General features: G+C 61.2%; 24 protein-coding genes. 9 read left to right on the top strand and 15 right to left on the bottom strand.

The features are described 5' to 3' along the window. Positions 1 to 41: 41 nt before the first annotated feature. From lapD to ABIE16_RS14820, 4 genes are all read right to left on the bottom strand, one after another. The gene (gene lapD / locus ABIE16_RS14835; RefSeq protein ID WP_218497000.1) at positions 42 to 1,988 is read right to left on the bottom strand and encodes a cyclic di-GMP receptor LapD; all 1,947 of its coding nucleotides are present in this window, start codon (positions 1,986 to 1,988) and stop codon (positions 42 to 44) included. 22 nt (positions 1,989 to 2,010) lie between these two features. Beyond that, positions 2,011 to 2,718, bottom strand: coding sequence for a cysteine protease LapG (gene lapG / locus ABIE16_RS14830; protein ID WP_218497002.1), 708 nt, complete (start codon positions 2,716 to 2,718; stop codon positions 2,011 to 2,013). Positions 2,719 to 2,974: 256 nt separating this feature from the next. Further along, positions 2,975 to 3,370 (bottom strand): YbaN family protein, encoded by a 396-nt coding sequence (locus tag ABIE16_RS14825; protein ID WP_057715950.1) that lies wholly within the window; start codon positions 3,368 to 3,370, stop codon positions 2,975 to 2,977. Positions 3,371 to 3,380: 10 nt separating this feature from the next. After that, positions 3,381 to 3,968 (bottom strand): YecA family protein, encoded by a 588-nt coding sequence (locus tag ABIE16_RS14820; protein WP_057715949.1) that lies wholly within the window; start codon positions 3,966 to 3,968, stop codon positions 3,381 to 3,383. Between the two features lie 428 nt (positions 3,969 to 4,396). Between ABIE16_RS14820 and recQ the strand changes: the two genes are divergently transcribed. The 4 genes from recQ to ABIE16_RS14800 all read left to right on the top strand — a co-directional run bounded on the left by recQ (position 4,397) and on the right by ABIE16_RS14800 (position 8,773). Continuing rightward, a complete protein-coding gene (gene recQ / locus ABIE16_RS14815) occupies positions 4,397 to 6,523 on the top strand; it encodes a DNA helicase RecQ (RefSeq protein ID WP_057715948.1) in 2,127 nt (708 codons plus the stop codon). Positions 6,524 to 6,642: 119 nt separating this feature from the next. After that, positions 6,643 to 7,077 carry a MarR family transcriptional regulator gene (locus ABIE16_RS14810; protein WP_007984163.1) on the top strand — a complete coding sequence of 145 codons (435 nt, stop codon included), beginning with the start codon at positions 6,643 to 6,645 and terminating at the stop codon, positions 7,075 to 7,077. A 127-nt stretch (positions 7,078 to 7,204) separates the two neighbouring features. Beyond that, the gene (locus ABIE16_RS14805; RefSeq protein WP_218497004.1) at positions 7,205 to 8,452 is read left to right on the top strand and encodes a type IV pilus assembly protein FimV; all 1,248 of its coding nucleotides are present in this window, start codon (positions 7,205 to 7,207) and stop codon (positions 8,450 to 8,452) included. A gap of 33 nt (positions 8,453 to 8,485) precedes the next feature. Continuing rightward, on the top strand, positions 8,486 to 8,773 hold the full coding sequence (locus ABIE16_RS14800; RefSeq protein ID WP_057715946.1) for a SelT/SelW/SelH family protein: 288 nt from the start codon (positions 8,486 to 8,488) through the stop codon (positions 8,771 to 8,773). Here the strand turns inward: ABIE16_RS14800 and ABIE16_RS14795 are convergent. After that, positions 8,767 to 9,660, bottom strand: coding sequence for a DMT family transporter (locus ABIE16_RS14795; RefSeq protein WP_154947157.1), 894 nt, complete (start codon positions 9,658 to 9,660; stop codon positions 8,767 to 8,769). The genes ABIE16_RS14800 and ABIE16_RS14795 overlap by 7 nt on opposite strands. Positions 9,661 to 9,737: 77 nt before the next feature. After that, positions 9,738 to 10,496 carry a helix-turn-helix transcriptional regulator gene (locus ABIE16_RS14790; protein ID WP_090453771.1) on the bottom strand — a complete coding sequence of 253 codons (759 nt, stop codon included), beginning with the start codon at positions 10,494 to 10,496 and terminating at the stop codon, positions 9,738 to 9,740. Between the two features lie 134 nt (positions 10,497 to 10,630). On the opposite strand from ABIE16_RS14790, the gene ABIE16_RS14785 reads away from it, so the two are divergent. Beyond that, positions 10,631 to 11,446: a UDP-2,3-diacylglucosamine diphosphatase gene (locus ABIE16_RS14785; protein ID WP_218497006.1), complete on the top strand. Its 816-nt coding sequence runs from the start codon at positions 10,631 to 10,633 to the stop codon at positions 11,444 to 11,446. Between the two features lie 147 nt (positions 11,447 to 11,593). Here ABIE16_RS14785 and ABIE16_RS14780 read toward each other — a convergent pair whose 3' ends face one another. After that, the gene (locus ABIE16_RS14780; protein WP_218497008.1) at positions 11,594 to 12,184 is read right to left on the bottom strand and encodes an HD domain-containing protein; all 591 of its coding nucleotides are present in this window, start codon (positions 12,182 to 12,184) and stop codon (positions 11,594 to 11,596) included. Between the two features lie 27 nt (positions 12,185 to 12,211). After that, positions 12,212 to 12,523 carry an Mpo1-like protein gene (locus ABIE16_RS14775; RefSeq protein ID WP_218497011.1) on the bottom strand — a complete coding sequence of 104 codons (312 nt, stop codon included), beginning with the start codon at positions 12,521 to 12,523 and terminating at the stop codon, positions 12,212 to 12,214. Between the two features lie 159 nt (positions 12,524 to 12,682). Between ABIE16_RS14775 and ABIE16_RS14770 the strand changes: the two genes are divergently transcribed. Then, positions 12,683 to 13,744, top strand: a complete 1,062-nt coding sequence (locus tag ABIE16_RS14770) for an AraC family transcriptional regulator (RefSeq protein WP_429521424.1) — start codon at positions 12,683 to 12,685, stop codon at positions 13,742 to 13,744. Here the strand turns inward: ABIE16_RS14770 and ABIE16_RS14765 are convergent. After that, on the bottom strand, positions 13,701 to 15,155 hold the full coding sequence (locus ABIE16_RS14765) for a TrkH family potassium uptake protein (RefSeq protein WP_057715939.1): 1,455 nt from the start codon (positions 15,153 to 15,155) through the stop codon (positions 13,701 to 13,703). The genes ABIE16_RS14770 and ABIE16_RS14765 overlap by 44 nt on opposite strands. A 121-nt stretch (positions 15,156 to 15,276) precedes the next feature. Here ABIE16_RS14765 and ABIE16_RS14760 point away from each other — a divergent pair, with 121 nt between their 5' ends. Then, a complete protein-coding gene (locus ABIE16_RS14760; protein ID WP_090453776.1) occupies positions 15,277 to 15,843 on the top strand; it encodes an NAD(P)H nitroreductase in 567 nt (188 codons plus the stop codon). A gap of 138 nt (positions 15,844 to 15,981) precedes the next feature. Here the strand turns inward: ABIE16_RS14760 and ABIE16_RS14755 are convergent, their stop codons facing one another. From ABIE16_RS14755 to ABIE16_RS14730, 6 genes are all read right to left on the bottom strand, one after another. Next, complete coding sequence (locus ABIE16_RS14755; RefSeq protein ID WP_218497013.1) at positions 15,982 to 17,325, bottom strand: sensor histidine kinase; 1,344 nt, start codon at positions 17,323 to 17,325, stop codon at positions 15,982 to 15,984. Positions 17,326 to 17,500: 175 nt separating this feature from the next. Further along, on the bottom strand, positions 17,501 to 17,950 hold the full coding sequence (locus tag ABIE16_RS14750) for a Spy/CpxP family protein refolding chaperone (protein WP_090453778.1): 450 nt from the start codon (positions 17,948 to 17,950) through the stop codon (positions 17,501 to 17,503). Between the two features lie 248 nt (positions 17,951 to 18,198). Continuing rightward, positions 18,199 to 18,876, bottom strand: a complete 678-nt coding sequence (locus tag ABIE16_RS14745) for a response regulator transcription factor (protein WP_007984138.1) — start codon at positions 18,874 to 18,876, stop codon at positions 18,199 to 18,201. Positions 18,877 to 18,883: 7 nt separating this feature from the next. After that, positions 18,884 to 19,297 carry a hypothetical protein gene (locus ABIE16_RS14740; protein ID WP_057715935.1) on the bottom strand — a complete coding sequence of 138 codons (414 nt, stop codon included), beginning with the start codon at positions 19,295 to 19,297 and terminating at the stop codon, positions 18,884 to 18,886. 122 nt (positions 19,298 to 19,419) lie between these two features. Then, positions 19,420 to 19,719, bottom strand: a complete 300-nt coding sequence (locus ABIE16_RS14735; RefSeq protein WP_057715934.1) for a YciI family protein — start codon at positions 19,717 to 19,719, stop codon at positions 19,420 to 19,422. Between the two features lies 1 nt (position 19,720). After that, positions 19,721 to 20,317: a septation protein A gene (locus tag ABIE16_RS14730; RefSeq protein ID WP_090453780.1), complete on the bottom strand. Its 597-nt coding sequence runs from the start codon at positions 20,315 to 20,317 to the stop codon at positions 19,721 to 19,723. 87 nt (positions 20,318 to 20,404) lie between these two features. On the opposite strand from ABIE16_RS14730, the gene ABIE16_RS14725 reads away from it, so the two are divergent. Next, complete coding sequence (locus tag ABIE16_RS14725) at positions 20,405 to 21,268, top strand: PHP domain-containing protein (RefSeq protein WP_349735903.1); 864 nt, start codon at positions 20,405 to 20,407, stop codon at positions 21,266 to 21,268. 13 nt (positions 21,269 to 21,281) lie between these two features. Continuing rightward, positions 21,282 to 21,911 (top strand): L-threonylcarbamoyladenylate synthase, encoded by a 630-nt coding sequence (locus ABIE16_RS14720; protein WP_032829738.1) that lies wholly within the window; start codon positions 21,282 to 21,284, stop codon positions 21,909 to 21,911. Positions 21,912 to 21,928: the final 17 nt, after the last annotated feature.

Below are 21,928 nucleotides of genomic sequence, written 5' to 3'. Positions count from 1 at the left end.
AGGCGGGTTTTTTGTTGCCCGGGACAATGGTCGATGCCCGGTCAGTGGTTAGAAAACCTGGGCGCCCCGATCAATCGACCCATGGCCCCGAATATCCCCAACTCACTGATGACCTCCAGTTCCCCACGCGTCTCGACCATTTCCGCAATCAGCGGCAAATCTATGCTGTGGGTCGCGCGAAAGATCGCGTCGATGAACAGCCGTTTGTCAGGCTGCTCGTCGATGTTGCGAATGTAGGCTCCATCGATTTTCAGGTACGCCAAGCCCAATTGGGTCAGGTTGCCGATCTGGCTGAAGCGCCCGCCAAAGTGTTGCAGGCCGACTCGATAACCGGTCTTGAGCAATGTGCTGCAAAGGTTCTGCAGCACTTCGGGGGAGGGCAACTGGCGCTCGTCGATTTCCAGGGTCAACAGCGGCGCCAGTTCGGGAAGGGATTCGAGCAGGTCGAGAATTGTTCGCCATTGCACCGGGTCGCGCAGGGTGCTCCCGGACAGGCTCAATGCCAAGGGGCTGCGGTTGACCACCAGCTCGTCCAGCGTGGCTTCGAGCATCGCCAGGTCGAACCGTCCCGACCAGCCGAGACGCTCGATCCACGGCAGGAAATGCCCTGCGGCAATCGCTTCGCCCTGCGGGTCGAGCAGGCGTGCGAGTACTTTGTGATGCAGCATCTGGCGGGTGTCGGCGCATTGCACGACGGGCTGAAAGTACAGCTGCACTTTGCCATGGGTCAGGGCGTCGTCGATCCAGGTGCGCCAGTCGTGCTGGGAGTGATTGGGTGCCGTGTCACGATGGCTCAAATGAACCCAGGGGCGTTCGGGATGCTGCCGGGACTCCGTCAGCGCCTGATCAAGGCGCAGGAGAACGGTGCTGATCGGCTCACCGGGGCGGTAGGCGACAACGCCCAGATGGGCGACCGGCATGCAATCGCTGGCGCCGGTCAGGCGCAGGTTCTCCAGGCTGACGCTGACATCGGCGGCCAGGCGCGCGGCACTTTCAGCATCCAGACCCGGTGTCAGCAGGCTGAATTCGCCGCCACGGTTGCGCGCCGCCAGCCAGGTTCGACGCTCCGGCAATTGAGTCAGGCGCTTGAGCAATTCGCCGACGGCAGTGATCAGCGCATCAGTCCGTTGGCCACCCAGGCGCTGGTTGAGGCCGTTCAGGTCGTTGATTCGCAACATCAGCAAATGGCCGTCACGGCTCTGTTCGCACACGCGTAAATGGTCGGCCAGTTGCTCGTCGAGCAGGCGTCGGTTGGCCAGGCCGGTGAGGCTGTCCAGATAGGATTCGGCCCGCAGTTTTTCGCTGCGTGCAGCCTCCTCGACGAACAGCGCCTTGAGCTTTTCGACCATCTGGTTCATCGCCAGCACGACCCGTTTCAATTCCGGTGTGCGCGGCAGTTTGGGCAGACTGAGAAATTCGCGTTTGCTGATGGCCTCGGCTTGTCGGACCATGCTGTCGAGTGGGCGAAATTGCCGGCGCAGCATCCATCCTCCAATCACGGCGCTGAACAGCCCGCACAGTAGCAGCCAGATCAGGCTGCCAAGGGTGCTTTCCCAGAGCTTGGCCAGGGCGAATTGCGGATTGCTCAGCACTTCGACCCGTGCCAGTTGTTCCCAGCCGCGCATGATCAGGGCATCGCCGCCTTCCGGGCGCAGGTCGACCAGGTTGACGAACCAGTCAGGCACGCCGTCGATTTTTGTCGGTGCGGTGCGTTCCACCAGGGTTTGCTGATCCTTGAGCCTGATGACGCGGATGCTGCTGAAATAGCCGCTGTCGAAAATCGAGCTGACCATCAGTTCCATCATTGCCGGGTCATCGACCTGTGCCGTCAGCGACAGCCCCAGCGCGGTGGCCGCGTCCTGGGCGTGGGCGCGCAGTTGGCTGAGCGTTTGTTCGCGGGAGCTTTCCAGGCTGGCAAAAAAACTGCCGCTGAACGCCACCAGCAGGAACAGGCAGATTGCCAGGAACAACTGTTTTCGCAGTGTCATGCTTCGCTCCTTGCCAAGGCGGTTAGCCGTCGCCGATGTCGAACCCTTCGGCCTGCATCTTTTTCAACACGTCCTGCCAGCGCGACAGCTTTTTCGAGTCGCTGCTGCGCTGGCCGCCGTTTTTGCCCGGCAGGTACAGGCCTTCGGCATTGAAGGCGTACACCGGCAGCAAGTCTTTGCGTTGGGAGGCGGGGCGGATATCGCCGATCAGGTTGTCCAGCACCAGTGGTTCGCTCGTGGGGGTGCTGTAGAACGTCAACACCATGTGCGCCTGGTTCTGGCTCAAGGCCTTGACGTAGGTGATGCGCAGTTTTTCGCTGGGAATACCAAGCCGGCGCAGGCTGAAATACTTCGCCAGAGCATAGTCCTCGCAATCGGCGGCGCCCTTGATCAGGGCTTCGACGGGCGTGGCCCAGTAATCGGTCTGTTGCCAGATGCGCGTGTCGTCCTGGAAGTTCAGCTGTTGATCGAAGAAGCGGTTCACCGCGTTGAGCTGCTCGCGTTCGGGGGCGCCGCGTGCACTTTGCAGCATTTGACTCCAGGCCTCGATCCGGCCTCGCGCCGGTCCAAGGGGGCCGTAGCGTTTTTCAACGGTTTGCAGGATCTGCGCAAAATCCCAGTCGGCCCGGACCCCGTTGCATACAGTCAGTACCAAACCAGCCAGCAGCAACCAGCCGCCGAGCCGAAGTCGGAGCGTTGGCCATCCTGGACTACGCAGACTGCGGGCCATGTCTGGCTGCTCGAGTGTAGGTTTGTGAAGTTTAGGTGGAGTTTTGGGCGCGGTAGGTCAGGTCGTCGGCCGAAGGACGCTCGCTGAGTTTTTTGTGGCGAGGGGGCTTGTCGGAACGCCGCACCGCCCCGTTCGGTGGCGAAGCCGCCGTGAACCTGTGAGCGCGATCTATCTGGTGATCTGCGGTGAATGGCTTTAGGGCTGCTGCGCAACCCAACGGGGGCAAGCCCCCTCGCCACAATGGTCGCGGGAAATTTCAGGATTTGCGCAGGGTTTTCTGCTTGAGGATGTAAATCGTCACCAGCACCGCGCTAGTCAGCATGAAACACCGTGCCCAGTACAGCGGCACCAGGTAGCAGGAGAACAGGATACTCGGCCACATCAGGCCAATGGCGTAGACCTTGCCCTTGAGCGGAATGCCGTTGCCGTTGAGGTAATCGCGAATCCACGGGCCAAGCCGTGGATGCTCGACCAGCCATTGATAAAAGCGCGGCGAACTGCGGGCGAAGCAGGCGGCCGCCAGCAGCAGGAAAGGGGTGGTGGGCAATACCGGCAGGAAAATCCCGATCACCCCCAGCGCCACGCTCAGCCAGCCGATGGCCAGCAGCACGTAGCGCAACATCAGGGGGCGGTTGCCTATGGGGTTGTCCATAGGCAGAACCTTAGTGGTGGCGGGGCTTGAGAATCGCCGGTTTTTCGTCTGGCGCGTTGCAGAGCAGGTACAGCGCGGTCAGGGCTTCCGGGATCTGTACGATCATGTCGTCCATCAGGTTGGCATCTTTGGCGATGTCTTCGAACTCCGGCTGCTCGTCGAACAGGCCCGAACCGACCATGATCGGCAGCAGCATTTCGCTGACTTCGTCTTCGGCGCTTTCGAACCAGGCCGCTTCGCGCAGGAATACGCCTTCCATGAAGCCGATGCACCAGCCGCGCAGGTCGGAATCGTCCGGCTCGTCGCCCAGGTCCAGGTCGCATGGCAGTTCGAATTCTTCATCGGAGGCCAGCTGGCGAGCGATGTGGGCCTTGAGGCCGATCAGGGTGGCTTCGATCTCTTCGCGCTGGGCTTCGCTGCTGTAATGCGGCTCCTCGGCGAAAAGTGCATCGATCCACTCACGATCAGGAACGACTTCGGAACAGATCGACAGCGCGGTGAGGTAGCCGTGGGCGGCCACGTAGTCCAGCGCCTCGTCATGCAGTTCATCAGCGTCGAGGAAGACTTGCAGGCGGGTTAGTTGCTCAGCGAAGGACATTAAAGGACTACCTTGGGGAATGTTCGATGCGGGAATTCTAGGCCTTCTTGAGCACTTGGGCCAGCCGCACGGCATATTTGCCCGTTTGTGGGAGCTGCTCCCCTTACAGTTCGGTCAAGCGCTACCCCTGTGGGAGCGAGCTTGCTCGCGATAGCGGTGGTTCAGGCGAAATCAATGTTGACTGTGATGGCCTCATCGCGAGCAAGCTCGCTCCCACAGTTTTTTATGCACATCGGGTTTGCCGGTGTCTTCTCAGCGGTGCCCTTTGCCGGACGGGGCTCGGGTATACTCGCGCGTTTTGTGATGCCCTGCTGGCGTCACGGCTGAAATGTGAAGCGTCATGCAATGCGCACTTACGATTTATCGGTGCAGCGTCGCGGGTTCTGAACCAGCCTTGCAGGGATGTTTCGGTGATTTTTGGAGTTTTTATGCTCGAACAGGCTCAACGCGTCCTCAAGGACATCTTCGGCTACGACAGTTTCCGTGGCCGCCAGGGTGCAATCATTGAGCGCGTGGCCAGCGGCGGCGATGCCCTGGTCCTGATGCCTACCGGCGGCGGCAAGTCCCTGTGCTTCCAGGTTCCGGCGCTGTTGCGCGAAGGCCTGGCCGTGGTGGTCTCGCCGCTGATCGCACTGATGGACGATCAAGTCGCTACCCTCGAAGAACTGGGCGTGGCCGCCGCCGCGTTGAACTCCACCCTCAGTGCCGAGCAGCAACGCGACCTCGCCGCCCGTATCCGCCGCGGTGAAGTGAAAATGCTCTATCTGGCGCCGGAACGCCTGGTCCAGCCGCGTATGTTGTCCTTCCTGCAGGGCCTGGACATCTCTCTGTTCGCCATCGACGAAGCGCACTGCGTGTCGCAATGGGGCCACGATTTCCGCCCGGAATACCTGCAACTGGGCCAGTTGGCGGAAATGTTCCCCGACGTGCCGCGCATCGCCCTGACCGCCACGGCCGACAAGCGCACCCGGGAAGAAATCGTCACCCGGCTGCACCTGCAAGACGCCGAGCGCTTCCTGTCGAGCTTCGACCGGCCGAACATCTTTTATCGCATCGTGCCCAAGGAACAGCCGCGCAAGCAGTTGCTGGCGTTCCTCGCCGAGCGCCGTAGCGATGCGGGCATCGTGTATTGCCTGTCGCGCAAGAAAGTCGAGGAAGTCGCCGCGTTCCTCAGCGAGCAAGGCTTCCCGGCGCTGCCGTACCACGCCGGGCTACCCAATGATCTGCGGGCCTACCATCAGAAGCGCTTCCTCAATGAGGAAGGCCTGATCATGGTCGCGACGGTGGCGTTCGGCATGGGCATCGACAAGCCCAACGTGCGTTTTGTCGCGCACCTCGATTTGCCGAAATCCCTTGAGGCCTATTACCAGGAAACCGGTCGTGGTGGCCGTGACGGTCTGCCGGCGGATGCCTGGATGGCCTACGGCCTGCAAGACGTGGTGATGCTCAAGCAGATGCTGCAGAACTCCGAAGGCGACGAACGCCACAAACGTCTGGAGCAGCACAAGCTCGACGCCATGCTCTCGCTCTGTGAAGAAACCCGCTGCCGTCGGCAAACGCTGCTGGCCTACTTCGACGAAGACATGCCCGAGCCCTGCGGTCATTGCGACAACTGCGTCGACGGCGTGCAGACCTGGGATGCCACGGAGCCGGCGCGTCAGGCGCTGTCGGCGATCTACCGCACCGGTCAGCGCTACGGCGTCGGGCACCTGGTGGATGTATTGCTGGGCAAGGACAACGAGAAGGTCCGCAGCTTCGGCCATCAGCACCTGTCGGTGTATGGTGTTGGCAAGACGATGGCGGAGGGCGAATGGCGCTCGTTGTTCCGCCAACTGGTGGCCCGTGGTCTGGCGGACATCGACCTCGAAGGCTACGGTGGCCTGCGCCTGAGCGACAGCTGCCGGCCGCTGCTCAAGGGTGAAGTGACCCTGGAACTGCGTCGCGATCTCAAGGCGCAAACCGTGGCGAAAAGCAGCAAGAGCCAGGCGAGCCAGCTGGTCCGTGGCGAGGAGCGCGAGCAATGGGAAGCCTTGCGCGCCCTGCGTCGCAAGCTCGCCGAAGAACATGGCGTGCCGCCGTATGTCATCTTCCCCGACTCGACCTTGCTGGAGATGCTGCGCAGCCAGCCGACCTCGCTGGCGGAAATGGCCACGGTCAGCGGCGTCGGCGCGCGCAAGCTGGAGCGTTACGGCGAGGCCTTCCTCGAAGTGCTCGGCGGCCAGGTCGAGGCGCCGAAACCGGTGGCCGACGTACGTCACGAACTGATCACGCTGGCGCGGGCCGGGATGACGCCGGTGCAGATCGCCGGTCAGTTGCAGTGCTCGGAAAAGAACGTCTACACCATGCTGGCCGAAGCGATCGGCAAGCAGCAGTTGTCGTTGGAGCAGGCGCTGGATCTGCCTGAAGACCTGATGGGTGAAGTCCAGGACGCCTTCCTCGACGGCGAAGGCGAGTTGCCGCCGGTTTCCGAGATCGCCGCGCTGTTCGCGGGCCGGGTGCCGGAAGGGGTGTTGTACTGCGTTCGCGCTGCCTTGCAGTCGGAGTTCGAGATTTGAGACATCCGTAGTGCTGATGTAACGATTCACTACAGATCAAGCCTTGCCTCAAGTCGAGGCTCATGCTTAGCTGACTAATAATTAGTTTTTATTTATTTCAGTCTAATCATGAGTGTTTTATGCCGTTAACCGATCAACACCGCTTTGGCATGCAATTGGCCCAGATGTCCCGTGGCTGGCGTGCCGAACTGGACCGCCGACTGGCGGGCATGGGCTTGTCCCAGGCACGCTGGCTGGTGCTGCTGCACCTGGCCCGTTTCGAAGAAGCACCGACCCAGCGTGAGCTGGCACAAAGCGTCGGCGTCGAAGGTCCGACCCTGGCCCGTTTACTCGACAGCCTGGAAAGCCAGGGCCTGGTGCAACGCCAGGCAGTGCTGGAAGACCGTCGGGCGAAGAAAATCGTGCTCTGCGCGCCAGCGCGTCCCCTGATCGAACAAATTGAAACCATTGCCACGCAACTGCGTCACGAACTGTTCGAAGGCGTCGATGAGGCGGATTTGAAGGTGTGCATGCGGGTTCACGGGCACATCCTGGGCAACCTTGAAAAGTCTTGAGGCATAACCGAACGCCAGGTTTTTGAGAGACCGCATTGGACAGACTATAAGAACTACTCGGCAATATCGTGTTCGTAACGGATGTACGAACCCGTGCGGATGGTTTCTGTAGATCTCAAGGATGCTCATGCTCAAGTGTTGGCGATTGGTTTTACGCGGTGGTTCTCTGTGGTTGCTGGCCGGGGCCGCGGTCACTTATTCGGCATGGGCACCTGCGCTGGGCCTGGGTGAAATCACCCTGCATTCGGCGCTGAATCAACCGCTGCGTGCCGATATCGCACTGGTGGATGCTGCTGGCGTGGAGGAAAACCAGCTGTCAGTGAGCCTGGCAACGGCAGACGAGTTCAGCCGTGCCGGGGTCGACCGGGCGTTTTTCCTCAGCAACCTGAAGTTCACCCCGGTGTTGCGCGGTAATCGCAGCGTGATCCAGGTGACCTCCAACAAACCGGTGAGTGAGCCGTTCCTGAATTTCCTCGTGCAGCTCAATCAGCCTAATGGGCGATTGCTGCGTGAGTACACGTTACTGATCGATCCGCCGGGTGCGCCTGGGGTTGTTCCCGCCGCTGATGAAGCGGCATCCGGTTCCCCGGTGTCCGCATTCCCCCGTGTTAAACCGGTCGTGGCGCCGTCACCCGTGGCCAGGACGACGCCAGAAACGGACGTCGCATTGGTTGATCCCGCTGTCGAACAACTGGCCGCCAGCGCCCTGCAAAACCACCAGTTGCAAACCACTGTCGATGAGCTCAACGCGAAGCTTCAAGGCCAGGATGAGCTGATCGCCGGCCAGAAAAAACATTTGGCCGAGCTGCAAACCCAACTCGCGGAGCTCCAGAAGGTAAAGGCCCAACCGGTTGCTTCCGACGTGGCGACGCCAGCCCCTGTTGTTGCTGAAACCCCCGGGATTGGCTGGCTGCCGATTGCCGGTTTGTCGGCGCTGATAGCGTTGCTGGCGCTGGGCTGGTTTGTTCGCCGCCAGCAGCATCAAGCCACAGCGTCAGAGGCGCTGCCGTCGCAGCATGAACCGCTGGCTGAGCTCTTTACCGAGCCAGTGATGTGGCCCTCCGTCATGCAACCATCCACTGTGCATCGCGACGGGGTGCCGGCCAACGAAGAGCTTGAGCGGGTCGATAGCCATCATTCCGTCCCGGTTGCTGTTGCCATGGCGGTGGTTCCGGGTTTGGCGGTATCCGGCGAATCCGCTACTGACGATGAGTACCGGCTCAACCTGGAGGAGCTGTCCATGGCTTCGAGTTGGGACGTGATCAGCCTGACCGGGAACCCGCAGCCGGCGGCTCTGGCCATGATCGAGCCTGAGTTCGAGTTGGAGATGCAACCCGTTGCGCCGTCTCGACAGCCTCCGGTCGGGCTATCATAGCGGCGTCGTCAAACTCTGGAGTCAGGTCCCACCATGACCGTCAACAAACCGGAAATCATCATCACCTACTGCACGCAATGCCAATGGCTGTTGCGTGCGGCCTGGCTGGCCCAGGAACTGCTCAGCACCTTTGGTGATGACCTGGGCAAAGTCTCCCTGGTGCCAGGCACCGGCGGGGTCTTTCATATCTACTGTGACGCCGTGCAGATCTGGGAGCGCAAGGCGGACGGTGGCTTCCCCGAGGCCAAAGTGCTCAAGCAGCGGGTCCGCGACCAGATCGACCCGGACCGCGACCTGGGGCACAACGACCGCACTCAGTGAGACGCGGCCTCGGCTGCAATGGCTTTCTTGCTTGTGCCACTTGAGAACCGGCTGGAGACCACAATCGCCACAATGATCAGCGCACCCCCCAGCAACATGCGCAGGGTCGGGTTTTCGTTGAACAGCAGCCAGGCGACGGTGATGCCGTAGACCGGCTCCAGGGCGAACACCACGGCGGCAGTGCGGGCCTTGATCACCGCGAGGCTGGCGACGAACAGGCTGTGGGCGACACCGGTACAGAACACACCGAGCAGACCGATCCACAGCCAGTCGATGGCGCGCACTTCGCTCAATTGAGGCGCCGCCACCGGCAGCAGGCACAGGGCAACCACCACGTTCTGGCACAGTGCCGCCTGTACCGGCGGAACTCGCCCGGAGCTGGCACGGTTGGTCAGTGACAGCAGGGCGAACAGCAATCCGGAACCCACGGCCCACAGCAGGCCGGTGGTGGCGCCGCTGGCGAGGTCAAAATCGGGCGTGACCAGCACCAGGCCGACACTCACCAGCAGCACCAACACGATCTCATTGGCGCGAATGCGCTCGCGAAAGATCAACCCTTCGAGGATCACGGTAAAGGCCGGGAAACTGGCGAAACCGAGCGTCGCAATCGCCACGCCTGCGACTTTTACCGCAATGAAGAAGCTCACCCAGTGTCCGGCCAGCAACAAGCCGCTGAGCAACAACCGACGCCAGTCCATGGCCTCGAGTTTCTGCCAGCGCGTCTGGCTGGCGAACCGTGCAAAAAACGCCAGCGCGAGCACGGCGAAAGCGGCACGGCCGAAAACGATGATCGCCGGGGACGCAGCGGCCAGTTTGCCGAACACACCGGTCAGGCCGAACATCAATGCGCCTATATGCAAGGCGCCAAGGGCGGTACGGGGAGTCATTGCAATCCTTAACGACAAACGAACAGAGGCCTCATTGAAGCGCGTAATGGCCCATCAAGTCTGTCGGCAAACTCGCGTTATTTGTCGCCAGCCTCGCGCCGCAGTTTTCCGGGGGATGCCCCGAACTCGCGCAGCACCGCCGCCGCAAAGGCACTCTGGGAGCTGTAGCCGACGCGGCTGGCAATCTCGCCGATGGGCAACGCCGAATTGCGCAGCAAGCCCACCGCGATGTGCAGGCGTCGGCTGCGGATGTAGTCCATCGGCGTCTGCCCGCATTCGGCCACGAACCGCGCATGCAAACGGGCACTGGAAAGGCCGGCGACCCGGGCCAGGTCGGCCACTTGCAACGGGTACGCCGCGTACTGATCGATGTGTGCGTTCAGCGCCGCATAGGGCAGGCGCCGACCGCCGACGGCCTCGGGCCTGGCGTTGTTGAGACTGGCCAGCAAAAGCACCGCGCCTTGTTGAGCGATCAGCGGATCATCGACCGGACTGTTCGCCAGCCAACTGACCAATTGGCTTTGCCCGGCGTCCAGAGGCAGGCGCCCGGCGTTGTCGAGCAGGCGTCGGCTGGAGTCGGCGTGATCGCCCAACGACTGGGCAACCCATTGTTCGCTGGGGACATCCAGCACCAGGCAACGGCTGCCATTGGTGCTGCCACACGCGTGATGCGCTCCGGAGGGCACCACCACGAAACTCTGCTGGACCACCTGGCTGCCACGGCCGTCGACCTCGAAATCCAGGGCGCCCGAGAGCCCGAACACCAGTTGCGCGTGTTCGTGGCTATGGACGATCAGGTCGTGGCTGTATTGGCGAAGCGTGAGGATCGGTCTCATCGCGGGTCTCCCGGTTCAGGGTGTCAGTCTACACCGAGCGGGCCGACAAGCGCTGTCACAGGACTGACTTGACGCTGTCATGGACCATTAACCGGGCCGGGGCAGACTTGGCAAAACTTGTCAGAGGGTTGCCCATGACCAGCGCCGAGCTCGCCAAACCCACCCGTAAGCAACGCGTACGGACTTTATGGATTTCCGACGTGCATTTGGGCACCCGGGATTGCCAGGCTGAACACCTGTCGCAGTTTCTCAAGAGCTACCACGCAGACAAGATCTACCTGGTCGGCGACATCATCGACGGTTGGAAACTGCGCGGCGGCATGTACTGGCCGCAAGCACACACCAACGTCATCCGTCGCCTGCTGACCATGAGCAAGCGTGGTACCGAGGTGATCTACGTCACCGGCAACCACGACGAATTCCTGCGCCGCTATTCGAAGCTGATCCTGGGCAACATCCAGTTGGTCGACGAAGCCGTGCACATCACCGCCGACGGCCGACACCTGCTGGTGATACACGGCGACCAGTTCGATGTGATCACCCGTTACCATCGCTGGCTGGCGTTTCTCGGTGACTCGGCCTACGAATTCACCCTGACCCTCAACCGCTGGCTCAATCATTGGCGCGCGCGATATGGCTACGGCTACTGGTCGCTGTCGGCCTACCTCAAGCACAAGGTGAAAACCGCGGTCAGCTTCATCAGCGACTTCGAAGAAGCCATCGCCCATGAATGCGTCAAGCGCGAGCTGCACGGAGTGGTGTGCGGGCACATTCACCATGCCGAGATTCGCAAGGTCGGCGAGGTGGACTACCTCAATTGCGGCGACTGGGTGGAATCGTGCACCGCGCTGATCGAGCACTGGGATGGCTCGATCGAGTTGTATCGCCTGGCGGATGCCCAGGCGCGCGAGGCACAGATGAAGGCGGGCAGGGTTGCGGAGTTGGCCTGATAATCATTCGGTGTTCGTACTGGCCTCTTCGCGGGCAAGCCCGCTCCCACAGGGTTAACTGGCGGTCACAAGTGCTGCGTTCACCTTCGCCCATTGTGGGAGCGGGCTTGCCCGCGAATGGAGCGCGAAGCGGTCCCGCTGGATCTGTCAGGCTGGCGAATGTTCTTCCATCGCCGCCTTGTAGATCGAATTCCTGGGGTGCGCAAACAGGCGCTCCATCATCGGCTCGAAAAAGCTCAACGGCAGCGTGTCGTACGCCGGATCAAACGCCGCCGCATCGTATTTGGCGCAGAACTCGACGGTCGCCTGGTACTGCGGATGGTCCTTGAATTGCTCGCGCAAGTGCCGATCCATACCCAAGTGATGGAAGAAATAGTAGCCCTGGAAAATCCCGTGCTTTTCCACCATCCACAAGTTCTCGGCGCTGACGAACGGCTTGAGGATCGCCGCCGCGATGTCCGGGTGATTGTAGGTGCCCAGGGTGTCGCCGATATCGTGGAGCAGGGCGCAGACCACGTACTCCTCGTCGCGACCATCGCGCCAGGCGCGGGTGGCGGTTTGCAGGGAGTGGGTCAGGCGATCCACCGGGAAGCCGCCAAAATCCCCCTCCAGAAACTTCAGGTGCGCCACGATCCTTGTCGGCAATTGTCGCGCATAGGCACTGAAGTCCGCGGCGATGATCGCCCAGTCTTCCTGTGTGCCGTCCTTCATGTGGGTGAAGCGGGCATTGGCATTCATCGGTAACTCTCTTGTGACGCAAGTCAGCTAGAACGGAACGCGCCCCAGGACCATGTCCCGGTACATGACAAAATCGCCGAGCAGGCTATAGAAGGGGTGTTGGAACGTTGCCGGGCGGTTCTTCTCGAAGAAGAAATGCCCGACCCAGGCAAAGCTGTAGCCTGCCAGTGGCAGGGTCCACAACAGAATCCATGCTCCGCGACCAATGGTCAGCGTCAGAATCAAGATAACCAGGGTCGTGCCGATAAAGTGTAAACGGCGGCAGGTACTGTTGCTGTGCTCACTGAGGTAGTAAGGATAGAACTCAGCGAAGCTGTTGAATCGTTTGACGTTTTCCACGACAGCGATCTCTGTGGTTATTGTTCTTGCTGCAAGTTGTTCTGCGGGTAGCTTATTTGAGTCTAGAGTGATCAATGGCATCAGCCACTGACAATAGGCGCCACTTTAGTATCCTTCGGTCAATAGCCGTAGCATGCGGCCACCATGTAAGAAAACGCCATGAGCGAACGAACGACTTCTGCAAGCTGGGCGATGGGGATTGTCAAAGCGCTGGAGATGGACGGCCTGGATTGCCGGGCTCTGTTCAAGCAGTTGGGGCTCGACTACGCGGCACTGGATGATCCGGACGCACGCTTCCCCCAAGATTCCATGACCCGGTTGTGGCAACGCGCGGTCGAGCTGTCCGGGAACCCGGCCATCGGCCTGAACATGGGCAAGGTGCTGCGACCGGCGCAGTTTCATGTGGCCGGTTACGCCTTGATGTCCAGCCGGACCCTGGCCGAAGGCTTTCAGCGTCTGGTGCGCTATCAGCGGATCATCGCCGAAAGTGCCGACCTGAGTTTCCAGCTGCTGGAAGAAGGCTACGGGCTGATTCTGACGGTGCATGGCGATCATCTGCCGCCGATCCGGCAAAGCGCCGAAGCTTCAATGGCCTGTGCCTTGGCGCTGTGTGGCTGGTTGACCGGGCGTACGTTGCAACCGCGCAAAGTGTTGTTGCAAGGTACCGAACCGGTCAATCTGGAACCCTATAAACAAGCTTTCCATGCACCGCTGGTGTTCAACGCACCTTACGATGCGCTGATTTTCGAACCCGCCGATATGGAAGCGCCGCTGCCGACGGCCAACGAGGCCATGGCGTTGCTGCATGACCGCTTTGCCGGCGAGTACCTGGCGCGTTTTTCCGAAAGCCGCGTGACCCACAAGGCGCGGCAGGTGTTGTGCCGCCTGTTGCCCCAAGGCGAACCCAAGCGCGATACCGTGGCGCAGACGCTGCATCTGTCCCAGCGCACCTTGCAGCGGCGCTTGCAGGAAGAGGGTACGAGTTTTCAGGCGCTGCTGGACGATACCCGGCGCGAACTGGCCGAACAGTACCTGGCACGACCGAACATGACCTTGCTGGAAATTGCCTACTTGCTGGGGTTTGCCGATCCGAGCAACTTCTTCCGTGCTTTCCGGCGCTGGTTCGATGCCACACCCGGCGAGTACCGGATGCGGCTGATGCAAGCACCTGATGCAGTCAATGACGCCAAAATGCCGGAATACACAGCACAAACACCGTAATGATCTCCAGTCGGCCCAGCAGCATGCCGAACGAGAGAATCCACTTGGCGGCATCCGGCAGGGTGGCGAAGTTGCCCGCCGGGCCGATGGTTTCGCCGAGCCCCGGGCCGACGCCGGACACGGTACTGGCCGCGCCGGTGAGGGCGGTCATCCAGTCCACGCCGAGCAGCGACAGCAGCAGCGCGATCACACAGATGGTGATTGCAAAGAAGAACGAAAAGGTCAGGATCGACCGTACGATTTCTTCGTCGAGGCGGTGACCGTTGTACTTCTGCTTGATCACCGCCCGCGGGTGAATCAGCTGGTTAAGGTTGGCCTTGAGCAGGATATAGGCCACCTGGAAGCGGAAAATCTTGATCCCGCCCGCGGTCGAGCCGGAACAACCGCCGATAAACCCCAGGTAGAAAAACAGCATCAGCGAGAAATTGCCCCAGAGGCTGTAGTCCCCCAGCGCGAAACCGGTCGTCGTCACCACCGATGTCACGTTCAGCGCCACATGCCGCAACGCCTCCAGCCAATGCAGCTGGGTAGTCCACCAATACCAGGTGCCGAGCACCAGCCAGGTCACCAGCAGCATGCCGAGCAGGCCTTGAACCTGTTCGTCCTTGATCAGTGCCCGACGGTTTCCACGCAACGTGGCCACATACAGGGTGAACGGCAGGGCACCGAGAATCATGATGACGATCGCTACCCAATGCACCGCCGGTTGCGGCCACTTGGCCAAAGACTGGTCGGAGGTCGAGAAGCCGCCGGTGGAAATGGCCGACATCGCATGGTTGATGGCGTCGAACGGGCTCATCCCGGCCCACCAGAACGCCAGGCTGCCGACAATGGTAATGCCGACGTAGGCCGCCACGATCAGCCGCGCCACCATGTGTGAGCGGGGCATGACCTTTTCCGAGCGGTCCGACGATTCGGTCTGGAACAGCCGCATGCCACCGATGCGCAACAGCGGCAGGATCGCCACCGCCATGCCGATGAAGCCGATGCCGCCGATCCAGTGCAGCAACGAGCGCCACATCAGGATGCCGGGGGACATGTTGTCCAGGCCGTTGAGCACGGTTGCGCCAGTGGCGGTGATGCCGGACATGCTTTCGAAGAATGAGTCGGTGTAGCTGATGTGCTGGGTCAGCAGGAATGGCAGCGCGGCGAAGATGCACACCACCAGCCAACTGCTGACGGTCAGCAGGTACATGTCCCGGGGGCGCAGGTGAACATGTTCGGGGCGCCCTGGAATCACCAGCGCCAAACCGGCGACAAAGGTGATCATGCTGGCCCAGAGGAACGACGGCAGATCGCTGGTGCGCTCGAAAATGACCAGCGTGGCCATGGGCACGACCATGGAGATCGCCAGCGTGATCAGGAAGATGCCGATGATGAAACCAATGATCCGTAAGGTCGGCAACGCCATGAGGTCCGCTCGGCTGATAGTGGAAAGGGCGCCATTCTACCTGCGGGGCAGGGCATGTAAACCGGCACTGCTGCGACAGTTACAGCTAGAATAGCCGCACAAATTTTTCAGGAGGTGGCCGATGCAGGCTCTCGACGCTTTGCTCAACCGTGTTTCCGTTCCACGACTGATTGACCCTGCACCCACTGCCGAGCAGCGCGAGGTGCTGTTTGGCGCCGCCATGCGCGCTCCGGATCACGGTCACTTGCAGCCTTGGCGTTTCCTGACGGTGGAAGGCGCGGCGCGTGAGCAGATGGGCGAGTTGCTGGCCGAGGCGGCGAAACTGCAAGACAGCGAAGTCGGCGAAGCGGCCATCGACAAGGCGCGCAATAATCCACTGCGTGCACCACTGGTGGTGGTGGTGATTGCGCGGTTGCAGGATCACGTCAAATATCCGAAGTCCGAGCAATTGCTGGCGGCAGGCTGTGCGGCCCACGGGATTTTGCTCGCGGCGTATGCGCAGGGCATTGGCGCGGTGTGGCGTACCGGTGACCTGGCTTACTCGCCCCATGTGGCCAAGGGTTTGGGCCTGGCGGAAGGGGAAGAGGTGATTGCTTTCCTGTACCTCGGTACGCCGCAGAAAGAACCGCGTGTGGCCGAGAAAGTCGACCTGGCCGAATTCGTCAGCGCCTGGCCGGGCAAAGTCTGACACCGCAAAACCTGTGGGAGCGAGCTTGCTCGCGATAGCGGCCGGTCAGTCAATTTGATTGTTGAGAGTGCCTGCGTCATCGCGAGCAAGCTCGCTCCCACAGTAGATCCAGGTAGCTCACATCAAAGGGTGTTCGTTTCAGGGCTGTACGACAGCCCCCGGCACCAACGGCAATTCCAGGCTGGCAATGAACCCGCCTTCCGGGTGATTGGCCAGCACCAGGCTGCCGCCATGTCGCTCCGCCGCGCGCCGGGCGATGGCCAGGCCCAGGCCGTGTCCGGCCGCAGTCTGCCCCGGCGCCCGATAGAACGGCTCACCGAGCTGGCTCATGTATTCGGCACTGACACCGGGCCCATGATCGCGCACAGTCACGACGATCCGCTCACCCTGACGCAGCGCCTGCATTTCGATCGGTAGGCCACCCACCGGATTGAAACGCTGTGCATTGCGCAGCAGATTGTCGACGGCCCGTTCGATCATGGTCGGCCAGCCCTTCAGATTCAGTTGCGATTCGGCTTCGAGGTGGACCAGTTGCTCGGGTGAACCGAGTTGCGCATCCTTTTGCAGGGTATAGAGCAAGGCGTTCAGGTCCACCTCTTCCGCACTGGCGTTATCGGAGTCGACCCGCGCCAGTACCAGGATTTCGCTGATCAGCGCTTCCAGTCGGTCGCACTCGCGGGTCAGGCGCGGCCACAGCTGTTCCCGTTCTTGCGGGGTGGCCCGTTCGGCCAGTGCCAGCGCGATACGCAGGCGGGCGAGGGGCGAGCGCAGTTCATGGGACACATCCCGCAGCAGTTGCCGCTGACTGCCAATCAGGCTTTGCAGGCGCGCGCCCATGCGGTTGAAGTCATTGGCCAGGACGCCGAACTCATCGCGACGGTTGGCCAGCTTGACCAGGCTGTTCTGTTGATACGTGGTTTGTCCCAGGTCATGCACCGCGCCGCGCAGACGGCTGAGCGGGCGAGTGATGGAGAAGGTCACAAGCAGGCTGAACAGGGTCAGCACCACCAGGGCGATTCCCAGCGCACTGAGCGGCCAGAGCAGGCTCTCGCGGTGCCAGGCGTCCAGTTCCGGGTGCGCGATGCGGTAGATGAACAGGTAGGTGTCGCCGGTTTTTTCGCTGGTGAACTCATCGGTCAGACGCCGCCACGGCAGGCGCCGGTCCTCATTGTTCTGGCGCGCCTCAAAGGCCGCCGCACGTTTGGGGAAAGTGCCGCGCACCAGCGGATCGCCGCTTTCGTTAAGCACCTGAACGTCGATGTGATACTGGCGTTTGCGTTGCTGGAGAATGTCCTGGGCGGCGTCTTCACCCTGGCTTTCGTAGGTTTGCGTCCACTCTTCGGCCAGCGTGTTGAGGCCCGGGTGGCGGCTGAGAATCCATGCGTCCTGGTTGAGCATGTGCCCGAGCAGGATGGAAAGCCCTGCAACCAGGGCGATGGCCAGCCAGAAGCTGGCCAGGATACGCCAGAACAATGAACGCACAGGAAATCCTCAAACGATCACAAATCCATGTGGGAGCGAGCTTGCTCGCGATGGCGGTCTTTCAGTCACGTTGATGTTGAACGTGCTGACGCTATCGCGAGCAAGCTCGCTCCCACAGTGAATTGTGTGGTGTCAGACCCAACGGTGTTCAGCCGTCGGGTCCGGGGTCAGCGCATTATTGCGCCTTTTGCGGTTGTTGCGCTTTCCAGGCCTTGAACTCGGCCCACTCGGCGCGACGTTCAGCCTGTTTTTTCTGGATCTCGTCGAATTTCTTCTGTTGATCCGGTTTCAGCAAGGCGCGCACATCCGCTTCCGCTTTCTTGTGGTTGGCGGCCATCTCGTCCTTCATGGCTTTCTGGTCGGCTGGCGAGAGTTTCTCCAGGTACTTATCGACCAGTTGCTTACGCTCGTGCATCTGCTCGCCCATGATCTTGCGGATCTGCTCGCGCTGTTCGCGGCTCAGGTCCAGTTCACTGTACGGGCCTTTGCCGTGCATGCCGTGCATCTGACCGCCGTGGCGCGAGCCGTCCATCGACCCACCCATGGGGCCCGTGCCTTCAGGCATGGCCATGGCAACGGTCGGCAGGGCAGCAGCGAACATCAGAGCGATAAGAGTCTTGCGCATGGTGTATCTCCTTGTCTCGTTCCCGGTACGTTCCGGATGAGTACAGATTACGCAGATCAAAGTCAGCGGCGGTCAGCGGTACGTAAAGCTTGGGTAAAGATGATTTTGCGCCGACCTGACAAAACGTCCAGGTGCCTTGCTGTAGGAGCGAGCTCGCTCGCGATGGAGTTGAACGATTACGCGTGCTGTCTGGAAAAGCGCGTTGACTGTGAGACCATCGCGAGCAATCGAGCGTCGACCGGCTGCTCCTACAGGCTGTAGTAGTAACCGCGGCTGCGCAGGGCCACGATGCGGGGTCGACCATCGGGGTGTGGGCCGATCTTCTTGCGCAGGTTGCTGACGTGCATGTCCAGGCTGCGGTCGTACAGGGTCAGCTTGCGGCCGAGGGCGATCTGCGCCAGTTCCTGTTTGTCCAGGGGCTCGCCCGGTTGCTTGAGCAAGGCTTCCAGCAGGCGGCTTTCGGAGACGGTGAGGGTGAATTCCTGTTCGTCGATGCTGACCACGCCGCGCACCGGGCTGAAACACAGGTCGCCCAGTTCCATCTGGCTGGACACCGCCGCCGGGTGGCTACGGCGCAGGACTGCGCGCAGGCGGGCGGTCAGTTCCCGTGGGTCGCAGGGCTTGGCCAGGTAATCGTCGGCGCCGAGTTCCAGGCCGAGGATACGGTCCAGCGGTTCGCCCCGGGCCGAGAGCATCAGTACGGGCAAATCCGGGTGATCGCTGCGCAACTGCTTGAGCAGTTCCAGGCCGCTGCCATCGGGCAACATCACATCCAGCACCACGGCCGCCGGGGCGGTTTCAGCCAGCGCGCGGCGTGCGCTCTGGCCGTCGTGACAGGCCCGAACCTGAAACCCTTCCTGGCTCAGCCAACTGCTCAGGAGCTCACACAGCTCCTGGTCATCATCAATAAGTAACAGCTCGCTCATGACTCACTCAATTTAGCCATTGTCGACGTTTTCGACTTGCTCCACTGGCGAAGATACCGCAGAGCAGAGCCAATAGCGCTACCCCGGCGCCAATGACGAACCATTGTTGCTGGTCGGTCAGCAGGCGCGGCAGCGGACTGCTGGCCTGGGCTTCCTTGAGTTGCAGCTTCAAACGCTGGTTCTCCTGGCGCAACCGGGCCAGGAGCGGGCTTTCGCGTTCGCCATCGGCAGTTTGCAATTGTTTGTTCAGTTCTTCCCGTTGCCGTTCGCTTTCTTTCAAGCGTTGCTGCAGCTCGGTGATCTGGCTTCCGGCGCTCAAGGAAAGCGGCGTCGAGTTGCCCCCCTCGGCGTTTTCTTCACCGTGGGCGGGCGCCACGATCGACAACGTGACCAACATCAGGCACAACGGACCCTTGCGCATGGCGACTCCTGGTTCCAATACGAGTATTGGGAAAGTTGTCGGCCGGCAAACGAGAATAATGAGCGATTGAGAGCGCGATGAACCGATATGGTTCACCGCGTGGGGGCATTGCGAGAAGAAAGTTACGGCAGAACTTGCTTGAACGGCTTCACCAGAACGTTGGCGTAGACGCCTGCGGCGATGTACGGATCAGCGTCGGCCCAGGCCTGGGCGGCGCTCAGGGAATCGAATTCGGCGACGATCAGGCTGCCGGTGAAACCCGCCGCGCCCGGATCATTGCTGTCGATCGCCGGATGTGGGCCGGCCAGTACGATGCGACCTTCGCCCTTGAGTACTTGCAGGCGCTCGAGGTGTGCAGGCCGAGCGGCCAGGCGGGCTTCCAGGGAGTTGGCGACGTCTGTGGCAATGATTGCGTAAAGCATGTCAGTCCTCGGTTTTTGGCGTTGTGGTGTCGGCATCGTGCAGATGACGGGACAGGTAGATGCCCTGGCCGATCAGGAACAGCAAAGTCATGCCCAGGCTGCCGAAGACCTTGAAGTCGACCCAGTAGCTCTGGAAGGTGAACGCGACAAAGAGGTTGGCGGCACCGCAAAACAGGAAGAAGGCGATCCAGGCGATGTTCAGGCGCGTCCAGACCGGCTCCGGCAAGCTCAGCGCATGGCCCATGATGCGTTTGATCAGCAGGCTGTCACCGACGAAGTGGCTGCCGATGAACGCAAGGGCGAACAGCCAGTTGACCACCGGGGCTTTCCACTTAAGGAACGTCTCGCTGTGGAACGCGAGCGTCAGGCTGCCGAAGACCAGGCAGGCGATCAGGGTCAGCCACTGGCTCTTCTCCAGCTTGCGCTGCTTGATGAACAGTGTGCCGTAGACCACCAGGGAACTGACGATCAGCATCGCGGTGGCGCTGTAAATACCGCCTACAGTGATCTCATGACCGGCGATGTCGACAACCTGTGGGTCGATTTTGAAGACGATGAAAAACAGCAGTAGCGGGATGAAATCGATGAATTGTTTCACAGTGGCAGCCAGAAGCAGGATGTGGCGGCATAATAACAAACATATGGGCGCGCGATAGCGCCAGCTTATTTGAGGTTACAAAGCCCTGTGAATGTTGATTTGCACTGCCATAGCACGGCCTCCGATGGCGCCCTGGCGCCTGCGGTTCTGGTGGCGCGGGCGTTCGAGAAAGGCGTGCGAGTCCTGGCCTTGACCGATCACGACACCCTCGAGGGCCTCGACGAGGCCCGGCACGCGGCTGCCGCGCTGGGGATGCAACTGGTCAACGGCGTCGAATTGTCCTGCACCTGGGGCGGCGCGACCATTCATATCCTGGGCTACGGTTTTGACGTGAACGCCGCGCCGTTGGTCGAGGCCATTGCCAGATTGCATGATGGCCGCTGGCTACGCTCCGAGGAAATCAGCCGCAAACTGGCGCTCAAAGGCATGCCGGGGGCGCTTGAAGGCGCCCGGGAGATCCAGCAGGAGCTGGGCGACAGCGGTAACGCGCCGGCCCGCCCGCATTTCGCCGACTGGATGGTGCGTGAAGGTTTCGTCAAGGATCGCGCCGAGGCGTTCCGCAAATGGCTGGGCGCCGGCAAGCTGGGCGACGTCAAGCAACACTGGCCGACCCTGGAGGAAACCGTCGAAACCCTGCGCGCGGCCAAGGCCTGGGTCAGTCTGGCACACCCATGGCACTATGATTTCACGCGCAGCAAGCGACGTCGCCTGATTGCCGACTATATTCAAGCAGGGGGCCACGCCATCGAAGTGGTCAATGGTTACCAGCCTGCCGAGCAAGTGGGCAGCCTGGCCATTCTGGCCCGCGAGTTCGGTCTGCTGGTCAGTGCCGGCAGTGATTTTCATGGCCCCGGAGGCTGGTCGGAGATAGGTGAATACCGGCCACTCCCGGAGGATCTGCCACCGCTATGGTGTCGATTCAAACATGACCCAATTATTGCCGCCGTCTGAACAGGTAGAGAATGTGAGTCAATTTTTCCAGATTCATCCGGAAAACCCGCAAGCGCGCCTGATCAAACAGGCAGTCGAGATCATCCGCAAGGGCGGGGTGGTGATTTATCCCACGGACTCTTCCTACGCCATAGGTTGCCAAATCGGCGACAAGGTAGCCGTGGAGCGCGTTCGGCGTCTGCGGCAGCTGGATGAAAAGCACAACTTCGCGCTGATTTGCAGCGACCTGTCGCAACTGGGGCTGTTCGCCAAGATCGACACCGGCACTTTCCGCATTCTCAAGGCCCATCTGCCGGGGCCGTATACCTTCATTCTCAATGCCACCCGCGAAGTGCCGCGGCTGTTGTTGCACCCGAAGAAGCGCACCATCGGACTGCGTGTGCCTAGCCACCCGATTGCCCTGGCGCTGCTGGCTGAACTGGGCGAGCCGTTGATGAGCGTAACCCTGATCATGCCAGGCGATGAAGATCCGTTGAGCGATCCCCACGAAATGCGCCAGTTGCTCGAACATCAGGTCGATCTGATCATCGACGGCGGTTTCGGCGGGATCAAGGCGTCCACCGTGATCAGCCTCGCCGACGGCGAGCCGGAAGTCATTCGCGTTGGTTGCGGCGACCCTGCGCCGTTCATGGTCGAGGCCTAGATGTCCGCAGTAGAACC

This window comes from Pseudomonas sp. 2725, from assembly GCF_050434585.1.
Classification (GTDB): Bacteria; Pseudomonadota; Gammaproteobacteria; order Pseudomonadales; family Pseudomonadaceae; genus Aquipseudomonas; species Aquipseudomonas jessenii.
The sequence above is the reverse complement of the archived record's forward strand: the minus strand, read 5'-3'. Positions and strand labels throughout refer to the sequence as shown.